The 12,558-nt window shown below is 50.9% G+C and carries 10 protein-coding genes; 2 read left to right on the top strand and 8 right to left on the bottom strand.

What is annotated here, in order from left to right; genetic code table 11:
• Window positions 1-75 precede the first annotated feature (75 nt).
• From V7P87_RS06605 to V7P87_RS06615, 3 genes are all read right to left on the bottom strand, one after another.
• On the bottom strand, window positions 76-1,050 hold the full coding sequence (locus V7P87_RS06605; protein ID WP_333796729.1) for a catalase family peroxidase: 975 nt from the start codon (window positions 1,048-1,050) through the stop codon (window positions 76-78).
• 231 nt (window positions 1,051-1,281) lie between these two features.
• Window positions 1,282-4,476 carry an efflux RND transporter permease subunit gene (locus V7P87_RS06610; protein WP_333796730.1) on the bottom strand — a complete coding sequence of 1,065 codons (3,195 nt, stop codon included), beginning with the start codon at window positions 4,474-4,476 and terminating at the stop codon, window positions 1,282-1,284.
• Complete coding sequence (locus tag V7P87_RS06615; RefSeq protein WP_333796731.1) at window positions 4,473-5,516, bottom strand: efflux RND transporter periplasmic adaptor subunit; 1,044 nt, start codon at window positions 5,514-5,516, stop codon at window positions 4,473-4,475. The genes V7P87_RS06610 and V7P87_RS06615 overlap by 4 nt, the downstream gene beginning before the upstream one ends.
• 440 nt (window positions 5,517-5,956) lie before the next feature.
• On the opposite strand from V7P87_RS06615, the gene V7P87_RS06620 reads away from it, so the two are divergent.
• Window positions 5,957-7,093 (top strand): site-2 protease family protein, encoded by a 1,137-nt coding sequence (locus V7P87_RS06620; protein ID WP_333796732.1) that lies wholly within the window; start codon window positions 5,957-5,959, stop codon window positions 7,091-7,093.
• Window positions 7,094-7,135: 42 nt separating this feature from the next.
• On the opposite strand, the gene rsuA is transcribed toward V7P87_RS06620, so the two are convergent.
• A complete protein-coding gene (gene rsuA, locus V7P87_RS06625) occupies window positions 7,136-7,834 on the bottom strand; it encodes a 16S rRNA pseudouridine(516) synthase RsuA (protein WP_333796733.1) in 699 nt (232 codons plus the stop codon).
• 76 nt (window positions 7,835-7,910) lie between these two features.
• On the bottom strand, window positions 7,911-8,657 hold the full coding sequence (locus V7P87_RS06630) for a substrate-binding periplasmic protein (protein WP_333796734.1): 747 nt from the start codon (window positions 8,655-8,657) through the stop codon (window positions 7,911-7,913).
• A gap of 360 nt (window positions 8,658-9,017) precedes the next feature.
• Between V7P87_RS06630 and V7P87_RS06635 the strand changes: the two genes are divergently transcribed.
• Complete coding sequence (locus V7P87_RS06635) at window positions 9,018-10,364, top strand: sodium-dependent transporter (protein ID WP_333796735.1); 1,347 nt, start codon at window positions 9,018-9,020, stop codon at window positions 10,362-10,364.
• Window positions 10,365-10,447: 83 nt separating this feature from the next.
• Here V7P87_RS06635 and V7P87_RS06640 read toward each other — a convergent pair whose 3' ends face one another.
• From V7P87_RS06640 to cysC, 3 genes are all read right to left on the bottom strand, one after another.
• A complete protein-coding gene (locus V7P87_RS06640) occupies window positions 10,448-10,885 on the bottom strand; it encodes a hypothetical protein (RefSeq protein ID WP_333796736.1) in 438 nt (145 codons plus the stop codon).
• A 229-nt stretch (window positions 10,886-11,114) separates the two neighbouring features.
• Complete coding sequence (gene cysQ / locus V7P87_RS06645) at window positions 11,115-11,921, bottom strand: 3'(2'),5'-bisphosphate nucleotidase CysQ (RefSeq protein ID WP_333796737.1); 807 nt, start codon at window positions 11,919-11,921, stop codon at window positions 11,115-11,117.
• 18 nt (window positions 11,922-11,939) lie between these two features.
• Window positions 11,940-12,542, bottom strand: a complete 603-nt coding sequence (gene cysC, locus V7P87_RS06650) for an adenylyl-sulfate kinase (protein ID WP_333796738.1) — start codon at window positions 12,540-12,542, stop codon at window positions 11,940-11,942.
• Window positions 12,543-12,558 lie beyond the last annotated feature (16 nt).

Consider the following 12,558-nt stretch of genomic DNA (forward strand, 5'->3'; position numbering starts at 1 on the left):
ACCAAATAAAGCAGCCAGGAATAGCGGTTGCATACGATTGCAGCAAAGAACCGGCAAACAGCACTGATTCAGCCGTTATTGGCCGCTCAGCCTTTTGCCAAAAGAAATGGCATAAGCACCGGAGCGCATTTGTAAAATGGGATCTGCGCTGGGGCTGATGCCACTAGCCAGCACATTAGGGTCGAAGTTAATGTTTTTGCAGCTGTCGCCCCCTGCCGCTGTGATCTGCAGCTCACCACCATCCAGCACTGTACGCTCTGCCGGCCAGGCTATGGATGGGTCCAGTAAATTATCGCCGGCCTCAGCCAATTGAAATTGCAGCTTAAATTTCACCGACCCTTTGGCCAGCTGCGCCAGCAAACGCTGCTCAAGAAAATCTTTGGGTGCAGCGGTTATTTCGCTGTCGGTTAAACCTTTGACACCATCCAGCGGCTGCAGCTGCCAGCGCACCGCTTGTTGTTTACCTTCGGCATTGCTCAGATAAAAACTATGCAAACCAAAATAACGGGCGTTGGCATAACTGGCCGGTGGTGCGGTTTTGGCTAAATATTCCGCCTGCGCCAGCGTATCGGGGTGAGCTTTACGGTAAGCGGCAATTTTGGCCAGATCCGGTTTCCCCGTTGTTGCATCGGGAATAGACGCCTGTAATAAACCTAAAAAGCTGTCGGGGTCTTTGGCGCCAAAGATTGGCGTGGATAACAAGGCAAAATGCTGAATTTCACCGTTATTTAGCTTAATTTGTGCGGCAAAACCTCTGGGGCTTCTGCTGTTTTCTGCCGCTTTAGGGTTACCACCAGCCATCGAAAAACGCCCGGTCAGTGGATAACTTTCACCGGAAAACAAAGCCGAGTTGCTGTAAGGCTGCATTTTGGTGTTGCCGGTAAAACTGCCGCTGACACAAAAACCTTTAGCGTGGCCTTTACGCTCGCCTTTATGCTCACCAAAAATTTTGGCAAAAGTATCAATAAACTGCACCGGCGTGGCACTGCCATCGGCCAACACCGGGTTTGCTGCCGCCAATAAAGCTGCACCTAAAAACCATGTTTTCATTATTCACTCCATCAGGGATTGATCTGTACCTAAGCCAAGCTTAGCCGCTTTGACTAAAACCATGGCAACAGACCCGCCCTTCAGCTTTTTTCTGTGACAAAACAGGTTCAACGGCAGATAAGCCCGGCTGAATTGCAACAGAGCTTTAAACCGCGCGTTAAAAAGTGCAAAAAAACAGGGCGCTGTTACCAGCGCCCTGCGACAATTCGGCTGCTTAATCCCAAGCGGGCATCAAGGTTGTTTTTGGTAGCTGTAGGCGTAATACACCACAGGGATCACCACTAAGGTCAACAAAGTTGACACCAGAATACCAAAAATCAGTGCTACCGCCAGACCACCAAAAATAGGGTCATCCAGAATAAAAAACGCCCCCAACATAGCGGCCAGCGCTGTTAATACAATAGGCCGCGCCCGCACTGCCGAGGCATGCACCACGGCGGTTTCAAGTGCAACACCCTGCGCCAGTTGCTGCTGAATATAATCCACCAGCAAAATGGAGTTACGCACTATGATGCCAGCCAGCGCTATCATGCCGATCATCGAAGTAGCAGTGAACTGGGTGTTCAGCAGCCAGTGCCCCGGCATAATGCCAATCAGCGTCAGCGGGATAGGCGCCATAATAATCAGCGGTACACCATAAGATTTAAACTGCGCCACCACCAACAGATAAATCATGATCAGGCCCACACCATAAGCAATGCCCATATCGCGGAAGGTTTCATAGGTAATTTGCCATTCACCGTCCCACTTGATGCTGAACTCATCGGTATTGTCCGGTGCGCTGAACAGATTTTGTGGCAGTGGTGCTGGCGCCTGACTCAGCAGATGCTGAATTTCCAGCATGCCATAAAGCGGGCTGTCGATACCGCCGGCTAAGTCGGCCGTAACAAAAACCACCGGCCTTAAGTCTTTGCGATAGATGGTATTTTCCCGCTGCACCTGTTGTTTTTGCACCAGTTCAGACAGCGGGATCACCGCACCTGTATTGCTGTGCAGCGGCAGCTGCGACAACTGTTGCCAGTCGGCCAACTGAGCCTCGGCCAGCTTTAATACCACGGGCGTTAAGCTGCGCTGATGGGGCTGGCGTACAAAGCCAGCGTTACCACCGCTGCTTGCCAGCTGCACCGCCAAACTGACATCAGTCACACTAACCCCCAGCAAGGCGGCTTTTTGCTGATCCACCACCAGCTGCCACAAGGGTTGTGGCGCTTCCTCAGTGCTGTCGATATCAACAATATCCGCAACTTGCGCAAAGGTTTGTTGCAGTTGTTGCGCCTGCTTAAGCTGTAACTGGTAATCCGGGCCATAAACTTCTGCCACCAAAGGTGCCATCACAGGTGGGCCGGGCGGTACTTCCACCAGTTTGATACTGGCGCCCGTGCTTTTTTCAAGAGCGGCCAAAGCCGGACGCACTCTGAGCGCTATGGCGTGGCTTTGTTCATCACGCTCGAGCCGGCTTTTTAAGTTGACCTGCACATCACCCTGCCAGGCTTGCTGACGCAAATAATACTGCCGTACCAAACCGTTAAAATTAATAGGGGCGGCAGTACCGGCATAAGTTTGCAGATGGGTCACTTCCGGCAGTTCCAGCAAAGCCTGACTGACCTGATTTAACACCGCCTGGGTTTGTTCCAGCGTGCTGCCTTCAGCTAAATCCACCACCACCTGAAATTCGGATTTATTGTCAAAAGGCAGCATTTTCAGCGCCACTTGCTGAGTGGTGACCAACAGCACCGACAAACCGATAGCGGTGAGTAACCCCAGCAGCAGTTTAATCCGGTTAGTGCGGCCGGCTTTTTTCGAGAGAAATGGCCGCATCAGCCGGTTAAACAGCTGTTCCAGTTTGCTGTCTGCTTCGTCATGGTGTTGGCCGGCCGGGCTTTTGTTGCCAAATACCCGCAAAAACAGCCAGGGGGTAAAAATAAAAGCCACCAGCAAGCTAATTAACATGCCCATACTGGCGTTAATAGGGATAGGGCTCATATAAGGCCCCATCAGGCCACTGACAAAAGCCATGGGCAATAAGGCCGCTATCACGGTAAAGGTGGCGAGAATAGTAGGCGCGCCCACTTCTTCCACCGCCAGCGGAATGGCCTCGGCCAAGGATTTTTTACCCAATAACCAATGCCGGTGCAGGTTTTCCACCACCACTATGGCGTCGTCGACCAGAATGCCAATAGAAAAAATCAGCGCAAACAACGACACCCGGTTTAAGGTAAAACCATAAGCCCAGGATGCAAATAAAGTGATAGCCAGGGTGATCACCACCGCCATGCCCACCACAAAAGCTTCGCGCCAGCCCAGCGCAAAACCCACCAGCAGCACCACAGATAAGGTGGCAAACAACAGTTTATGAATCAGGGTATCGGCTTTGTCTTTGGCAGTTTCACCATAGTTACGGCTGACACTGACCTCAATATCCTGGCCGAGATAACCCTGTTGTAACTGATCCAGTTTGGCCAGCAGTGCGCTGGATACATCCACGGCGTTTTTGCCCGGTTGTTTGGCCACCACCACAGTGACAGCCGGGCTTTGTTGCAGTTGACCGGCGTCATCGCGCTGTAACTGCTGCACATAACTGACAGGTTCGCTGCTACCAAGGCTGACTTGTGCCACATCGCTTAAATACACAGGCAACTGCTGGCCATTTTCAGTTTTGACCGCAACCACCAAAGACGCCACTTCGTCGGCACTGCTTAAAAAGTTACCTGCCTGCAGCTGAATCAGCTGGTCCGGCGCCAGCATGGCCTGGCTCTGGCTTTGGCCATTGTTTTGCAACAGCGCCTGTTGCAGCGCCGGCAAACTCAGCTGATAAGCCGCCAATCTCGCCGGTTCAAGCCGCACCAGCACCTGCTGCGCCACACCACCAATACTGTAAATATCACGACTGCCCGGCACCTGCTGCAGCTGCTCTTCCAGCCCTTTAGCGGCCGAAGTTAAATCGGCGGCTGTGACTTGTGGGTTTTTGCTCCATAAAGTCACGGCAAAGACTGGCACATCATCGATGCCCTTGGGTTTAATCAGCACAGGGCCAATACCGCTGTTGGCTGGCTGCCAGTCGGCCTTGGCATAAAAAGCGTTATAGAGCCGCACTAAAGCATCGGTGCGGGCTTCTCCCACTTTAAACTGCACTGTAAGTACAGCGCGGCCAGGCTCAGACACCGAATACAGATGTTCAACACCAGCAATTTCGGCAATGATTTTTTCCGCCGGTATTGCCACCTGCTGTTCCACCATTTTGGCGGAAGCTCCGGCATAAGGAATAAATACATTGGCAAAGGTCACTTCAATTTGTGGCTCTTCTTCGCGTGGAGTCACCAGCACGGCAAAAAGCCCCAGTAAAAAGCCCACTAAGGCCAATAAAGGGGTAATTTGGTTTTGTTTAAACAGCGCCGCCAGACGGCCTGAAATGCCTAACCTGCTCATAGTTGACTCCGGCCTTGCTGTTTCGCCTGTTGTTTTGCCAATTCAGCCAGGGCGTCAGTGGCAATTTCAGCGCCTGACGTTAAGCCTGATAACACCTGATACAAGTCAGCGCTAAGTTGTTTCAGCCGCACCGGCTGCAACATCACCTGCTCCCCTTGTTTTAACCAGACAGCGCTGACTTCACCGCGCCACAACACAGCAGACACCGGGATTTGCAATTGACTGACTTCGCCGGTTTGTAACCGCAGCCGCTGCCAGCTGCCCGGCAATAACAAATGCGGGCTGTAGTCGGCAGCCGGTAATTGCAGGCGCAGCTGAAAACTGTGGCTTTGGCTATTGGCCTGCGGCGCTATGGTCATATTGGGTTGACCCAGCTGAATGACTGTGCCATTGGCAAGCTGCAGTTCAGCCGCCGGGCTTTGTTGTGCAGCCTGTAACTGACTTTGTGGCAACTGGCTGACCAGACGCAGATTTTCCAAAGATAAACCGCGCAGCAGCGCTTTGCCCGGCACCGCCAGTTCGCCAATTTCGACAAACCTTTGTTGCAAAATGCCGCTATAAGGCGCGCGCACTACTGTTTGTTCCAGCTGCTCATTCGCTTCACTCACTGCGGCTTTGGCCTGTTCCAGCCTTGCTTTGGCAGCGGCATAATTGGCTTGCGCCAGATCCAGTGCAGCCTTGGCCACCAAACCTTTGCTGTGAATGTCCTGCACCCGCGCCAGTTCTTTTTGCTGCTCATCAAAACGGCTTTGAGCTTCGGTCATGGCGCCCTGGGCTTTTTGCAGCCGCGCTTTTTGTTCGGTGTCGGTAAAACGCACCACCACAGCACCTTGCGGCACCAGGTCGTTGACATCATAAGGCAGCTCGACGATCCGACCCGAGGTTTGCGCCGACACTGTGGCTTGTGACACAGCTTCCACTACAGCAGGCAATTCCAGATATTGCGGAGCCTGCACTGCATTTAGCTGCATCCAGTCAGCAGCCATCACACTATGGCTAAGCATCAACGCCAGGCCAAAACTTAAAGGCAACTTCATCATGCTGAACTCCTGAAACCGGCACACCGGCTTACATTAGATTAAACTGATATAAGTATATATTAGAAAGTTCTAATTAGAAAGATAACCCGGCAAAAGGTTCAGCCTCGGCAGAAAAACAACAGCCTCACTTGGGTAACACCACAAACCCGACAGCTCTGCTTAAAAAACTAACAGAAGTGATTGATGATACAAGCTATTTAACCCTGACGATTCGTCAGCACCAGGCCAGAATGAAGGTCTGACGTCACCCCAAACAACACCAGCCGTCCGCCGCTCTTGTACAGAAAACCAGCAGATAATGCCGCTATATCGCAAAGTCGTACCGCTTAGTGCAAAGCGCAGGCATAATTTTGCTTTTTTGCAAAGCCCGCCGGGTTTTGTTGCTTACTGCTTTTGACACTCAGCTTGCTGGCTGATGTTTATCTCGGAACTGAATTGCTGTGGAATTATTAAAAATCGACTGTTTAGGCAAACAATTACGACTGGAAGGTTCGATGGCGGGCTGGCAACAGCTGTTCTGGGACAGGCAGCTGGTGTCACAACTCAGTGCCACGGCAGAAGATGCCAGTGTACGAGCGCATCAGTTTGAATTACTTGCTAAATCGCAAGCCGATGCCGTGACAGGCATGCCACTGCCTGATGAGGGTGCAGACGACAGCCAACTGCTGAATGTAACACTTGAAACCGAACTGCAGTGGCAGCCTTTTGTGCTGAAGTACCGGCTTTTTGTGAATAACGAACTGCACAGTGCCGGCGAGCGCAACACAAAAGATATTGAGCGGCAACAGCCTGAACTGGCTCCGGAAAAACCAACACAACAAAGTTGGCTGGGCTTGGCTTCTTTAGGTTTTAAGCTGTTTAAAAGCGCCAAAGTAATCAAAGTTGTAATGGCCGGTGCCAGTGTGGCCGCTTATTCCTGGTTGTTTTCATTACAGTTTGCGCTGGCGTTGTTGGCTTGTCTGGTATTTCACGAATATGGCCATATCCGCGCGATGAAATATTTTGGGATGAAAACCAAAGGCATTTACCTGATCCCGTTTTTGGGTGGTCTGGCGCTTTCCGACGAAAAAATTAACACCCGCTGGCAGGATGTAGTGATTTCCATTATGGGGCCAACCTTTGGTTTGCTGCTCTCCCTTGTTTGCCTGCTGGCCTATTGGCTGACCGGCAATATCTTTTTTGCAGGCCTCGCCACTTTTAACGCACTGCTGAACTTATTTAACCTGCTGCCGGTGTTGCCACTGGATGGTGGCCATATTTTAAAAAGCATCAGTTTTTCGATGAATAGCATCGCAGGGTTAGTGGGTACTGTGGCCGGTGCTTTGCTTGGCGTTTATGTCAGTTACAGCCTTGGCCTCGCGCTTTTTGGCTTTTTATTGTTGGTGGGCAGTTTAGAAATTGTCTTTGAATGGCGTGGCCGTCATCAAAGCCACCTGCTGCCACTGGACAGATACGGCCAGCTGTTTTCGGCAATCTGGTATCTGCTGACTGTCGGTTCCCTGATTGGCATTATCTGGTATTTTGCAAGTTCAGGTGACGACATACTGGCACTGCCACTGAAGATTTTACAAAGTTAAGCAGCACGCCGGGCGCAGCTTGCTGCTGCGCCGGCAAAACCATCAGCTGACAAAAGCCGCCACTTCGGCTTCGGTTAAAGCGCGGTATTCACCTTCAGCTAAAACATTGGCGTCTAACACAAAATCACCAATTTTTTCGCGGTGCAGTTTTTCCACTTTATTGCCAATAGCAGCAAACATACGTTTGACCTGATGGTAACGGCCTTCGTGAATGGTTAATAAACACTCATGCGGGCTGACAATTTCCAGCTGTGCCGCTTTGGTCGGGTGTTTTTCACCACGCAGCATCACACCTTCGGCAAACAACTGGATGGCCGACTCATCCACAGGATCAGCCAGCCAGGCGCGGTAAGTTTTGGCACATTCGTGTTTGGGTGAGCTGATTTTATGGGACCACTGGCCATCATCAGTGATCAACAATAAACCTGTGGTATCCAAATCCAGCCGGCCCACAGTGTGCAGTTTATCCAGCCTAGGCTCATCCATTAACACAAACACAGTGTTGTGATCAGGATCATCCGTTGAGCAGACATAACCGGCCGGTTTATGCATGACAAAATATCTGGGGCCGGTCAGAGCAAGCACTTCACCGTCCAGTTCCACTTGTTGTTCTGGTTTAAGCTGGTTGGCGGGTTGTTTACATAGTTGGCCGTCAATCAACACCAGACCCTGGCGGATCAGCTTGCCAGCCTGACTGCGAGTCAGGCCGGTACAATCACAAATAAACTTATCTAAACGCATCACAAGGCTCTGGCAAAAAGAGGCTAGTGTAACGGGCCGGCCACAGCCGCTCAACCTCGGGCTGGCATCAATGCCGTTATTGTGTTTTTAAACCGTAGAGTTCCAACCGGGCCGTCCAGTATTCCTGTTTGGGTAATTCGTTAATGGCTTTATCAAAGGCGCCCAGCAAATTCTGATAATGCTGGCTCAGCAGCAACTGTCTTTTGTAAGCTGGGTAGGGCTCACCCACAATGCGGAATTTTCCCAGATATTGTTGTTGCCGGCCGTAGTATAAAAAGCTCGATCTGGTGATCACCACATGGTCGACATTGCGCTCCTGCAATCTGGCCAGATTTTCTTTATCAGACTCCGCATCCAGCCGGGTGACACGCCGCTGCTCCACCAGCTCGTTGACACCTGGGTAACTGTAACCCCGAATAGCCCCCAAAGTACTGCCGGCCAGATTGTTCAGTTCGGTTAAATCACCGGCAAATTCGCGGTGGCTGACAAACACATCTCTGTCGGTAAAAATTTCTTCGGTCCAGCTGTATGGCTGCACTTTATTGCTGAACCAGGCCGGATTAGCCCATAACACTATGGTAGGCTCGCCTGACTGCAGCCGGGCATTGAGCTGTGGTCGCGGCAGATATTTATATTGCAACTGATACTTGTCGCCCAGCTGTTGTTGCAACGCCCGCACCAAATCGTAGTTTAAGCCGGTTTCGGCTTCGGCATTAATCACAAAAGGCGGAGAACTGTGGTAAGCATACAAAGTGAGTTGAGTAGCTGCCGATAACTGAGGAAAAAACAACCAACAACAAAGCAGTAGTAGTTTTTTGGCCATTTTTACCCCCGGACAATATTGTTATATAACCTTAGTTGGCGCTTTACTAAAAATGAAGGCGACTGCGCTGAAACTTATGCCACAACAATGCACTGAACTCCAGCGTTAACATACATTTAATTAACATTGACTCACCGATAATTCAGCATGATACAAAACTGTCGGCTAAGAGCTCCGGCCAGTGCTCCTTGCTGTTTAAATCGGGCTGTAGCCGCTTGTCGCGCTAAGCTGCTGTTGCTTACCGCGTTTTAACTTTTCTGCTGCTCCGGTCAACTATTTTGGTTGCAATAGACCCGCCATTTCCTCTACATTGCTGCAGCAAATAATTATTAGAACTATTAACTTCACCTCGGGACAATCATGAGCAATACCACTACAGCCCGCGGCAGCTGGGGCTCCCGCATCGGTTTTATTCTGGCGGCTGCAGGTTCAGCCGTTGGTCTTGGCGCCATCTGGAAATTCCCTTACGTCGCAGGCGCCAATGGCGGTGGTGTTTTCCTGCTGGTTTATCTGGCCTGTGTCTTCTCTGTGGGCGTTGTGATGATGCTGGCCGAAATGATGATTGGCCGCAGCGCAAAAAAATCTGCGACCTCTGCTTACCGCGTGTTAGGCAAAAGTAACTGGCATTTGGCTGGCTGGATCTCTGTGCTTTGTGTGTATTTAATTCTTGGTTTTTATTGTGTGGTCGGTGGCTGGACCATTGCTTATATAGTGGAAGCCGTTAAAGGTGACATTCTGACCACAGACGCCAAAGTGCTCAGTGACACTTTCACCCACTTTATTGCTGACCCAACAGCGGCGTTAATTTACACCGCGGGCTTTATGAGCATTACCGCTGCTATTGTCATCGCCGGTGTACAATCTGGCATTGAAAGAATTTGTAAAGTACTGATGCCGGTGCTGTTTGCACTGATGTTGTTTATGGTGTATCGCAGCCTGACTTTGCCTGGTGCCGTTGAAGGTGTGATGTATTTTATTACGCCGGACTGGAGCAAACTGTCAGTAAAAATGGTACTGGATGCTTTGGGCTTAGCGGTGTTTTCGCTGTCGGTGGGCGCAGGTTTAATGATTGCCTATGGCTCTTATTTAAGTGCTGAAACCAAGGTCGTGAATGCAGGTTTATGGATTGCCGGCCTGGCCACTATGGCAAGTGTATTAGCAGGTTTAATGATTCTGCCAGCGGTCTTTGCCTTCCACGTCGACCCGGCAGCGGGCCCTGGCCTGACCTTTATAACCATGCCTGCGTTGTTTGCCCAAATGGCCGGTGGCCAAATCCTGGCACTGGTATTCTTTTCACTGCTGTTATTTGCTGCTGTGACTTCTTCAATTTCAATTCTGGAACCAGCAGTGGCCTTCCTGATTGACGAATATGGCCTGGCCCGTAAAAGCGCGACCCTGATTGTCAGCATCAGTAACTACGTGGTGTTGGGTATTCCGGCGGCGTTATCTTTTGGTGTTATGTCTGAAGATATGAAAATCCTGGGTAAAACACCTTTTGATTTAATGGACTTTGTTGCATCCAATTTATTAATGCCACTGGGTGGCATGCTGGCAGCTGTTTTTGTTGGCTGGCGCATTTGGCCGGAAATCCGCGCTGTGCTGGCCGGAGAAATGAACAAAACGATGTTGCACTGGTACCGTTTAATGGCGGCTATTGTGGCACCATTATTGATCGCCATAGTGGCATATATGACCATTAAAGGTTAATCACAGCCCTGGTTGTCTCCGGCTGACAGCAATAAAAAAGCTGCCTTGAGGGCAGCTTTTTTATTGGGTCAAACCACAAGAACTTAACCTTGTTTCAGTGGCTTTTCCGCTTTTTTATTGCCGACAACGGCTCTTTGTTCTGGCTGCTTTGTTAAAACTTTGGCGGACTTTTTTGCCGAAGGCGCAAAAGCACTTGGCATCACTTCAATGCCCAGTTTACGGCCCAGTTTAACAATCAGCGGAATAGTGACAGGGGCAAAAGGCAAAATGGCAAATATACCCAGGCCTGTGGCACGCAGCACATCGGCCAGCTGAGCATTGGCTGCAGCTAAATCCGCTTTGCTGGCTTCACCGGATAAATAACGCTGATAAATACGCAACATCTGGCGGGTTTCCGCCTTTTCCTGCGACAACGCTGTTTTTAACCGGATCATACTAAAACGGATCCGGATCATACTTTTGCGCCGTTGTAACCGCAGCACCCTGATCGGTGCTTTGTGCAGATGACGTAGCAGCCCCATACCGATCCCCGTTGCTCAACCCAGCGCGCCGCCGATGCAGCCTGATACCCAAACTATAGCGCTATTATCCGTCGCCCGGCGGTGAAACAACAGCGCTATTTATCGAAGATGTACTAACAATTGGTCGAATAAAAGTACTTGATGGTATTTCCGTTCAATCACTTTTCCAACAAAACTTATAGGTTGAGTGAAATGACTATGGCCTGAACAAAAGATGGAACAACGGCCGTTACCAGGACTGCACGGTAAAATGACCGTTGCGTAATTCTTCCCGCTGATAAGCAGGCCCCCGGATGCCGTCATAACTGACACTGGCCCCTGCTGCCACTGCAATCACATGACCGGCGCCTGTGTCCCACAGCATGGTGGGGCCTAATCTTGGGTAAAGGTGTGCGCTGCCTTCGGCCACTAAACAGAATTTTAATGAACTGCCTACCGCCAGCAGCTGGTGTTTGGGGTAAAGCGCCAGAATGTCGTCCATCCCAGGCTGGGCATGACTGCGACTGCCGACAATTTTGACCGTCTCACCTTCTACTGGTTTTTTCGCCTGAATAACCCGGCTTTGTGTTTGCCCCTGGGCATCCACTTCTGCCACAAAAGCACCCAGTCCGAGCACTGCGCTGTAGGTTTTTTGCAGCACCGGGGCGTGGATCACCCCAAGCACTGGCTCACCGGCCACTATCAAAGCTATATTCACGGTAAATTCGCCGTTGCGTTTAATAAACTCTTTGGTGCCGTCCAAAGGATCCACCAGCCAATAACAAGGCCAGTGCTGACGTACAGTCCAGGGAATGTCGGCCGCTTCTTCAGACAACACCGGGATCTCGGGCGTGAGCAGCTGCAGCTCACGCATAATCAGCTGATGTGCGGCTAAATCGGCGGCGGTGAGCGGGCTGTCGTCGGCTTTGTGCTGCACTGCAACTGCCTGTGGCTGATGGTAAATCGCCAAAATAGCGTTGCCGGCGGCCACGGCAATCTGGCAAATCTGCGGTAACCACTGGCTTAATTGTTGCTGCGTCGGCGTGTAAGAAGTCATCAACATCAGGTCCTGCATTTAGCGTTGTGGCCCGATAATGCCACGTTGTTCCAGCAATAGCAGCAGCTGTTGTACACTTTGCTCCAGCGACAACAGCGCTGTATCCAATTGGATATCCGGCTGCTCCGGTGCTTCGTAAGGGTCGGAAATACCAGTGAAATTTTTAATTTCACCCAACCGGGCTTTTTGATACAGCCCCTTCACATCGCGCTTTTCGCACTCTTCCAGCGAAGTGGCAACATAAACCTCGATAAACTTGCCTTCAGGCAGCGCCTTGCGAATGGCGCCACGCTGGCTTTTTAGTGGGGAAATAAAAGCGCTGAGTACGATTAAACCGGCATCCAGCATCAGGCCGGCAACAGCCCCCACCCGGCGTAAGTTTTCACTGCGATCGGCTTCGGAAAAACCCAAATCGGCACATAAACCATGGCGTACATTGTCACCATCAAGCAAATACGTATGGGCCCCCCGAGCGAGCAACGCCTGTTCCAGCGCACCTGCCACAGTCGATTTGCCGGCACCGCTTAAACCGGTAAACCACAACACCACCGCTTGCTGTTGTTTCTGCGTTTCACGCTGCCTGCGATCAACCTGATGTTGTTGCCAGACAATATTGTTCATAACACCTCTGTAAAAA

The sequence above is a fragment of the Rheinheimera sp. genome (assembly GCF_036782235.1).
In the GTDB taxonomy this organism is placed as follows: Bacteria; Pseudomonadota; Gammaproteobacteria; order Enterobacterales; family Alteromonadaceae; genus Pararheinheimera.

Coding starts and splice junctions, on each gene's coding strand:
- V7P87_RS06605 (WP_333796729.1), bottom strand. CDS start 1,050: ATGAAAACATGGTTTTTAGGTGCAGCTTTATTGGCGGCAGCAAACCCG.
- V7P87_RS06610 (WP_333796730.1), bottom strand. CDS start 4,476: ATGAGCAGGTTAGGCATTTCAGGCCGTCTGGCGGCGCTGTTTAAACAA.
- V7P87_RS06615 (WP_333796731.1), bottom strand. CDS start 5,516: ATGATGAAGTTGCCTTTAAGTTTTGGCCTGGCGTTGATGCTTAGCCAT.
- rsuA (WP_333796733.1), bottom strand. CDS start 7,834: ATGCGTTTAGATAAGTTTATTTGTGATTGTACCGGCCTGACTCGCAGT.
- V7P87_RS06630 (WP_333796734.1), bottom strand. CDS start 8,657: ATGGCCAAAAAACTACTACTGCTTTGTTGTTGGTTGTTTTTTCCTCAG.
- V7P87_RS06635 (WP_333796735.1), top strand. CDS start 9,018: ATGAGCAATACCACTACAGCCCGCGGCAGCTGGGGCTCCCGCATCGGT.
- V7P87_RS06640 (WP_333796736.1), bottom strand. CDS start 10,885: ATGGGGCTGCTACGTCATCTGCACAAAGCACCGATCAGGGTGCTGCGG.
- cysQ (WP_333796737.1), bottom strand. CDS start 11,921: ATGACTTCTTACACGCCGACGCAGCAACAATTAAGCCAGTGGTTACCG.
- cysC (WP_333796738.1), bottom strand. CDS start 12,542: ATGAACAATATTGTCTGGCAACAACATCAGGTTGATCGCAGGCAGCGT.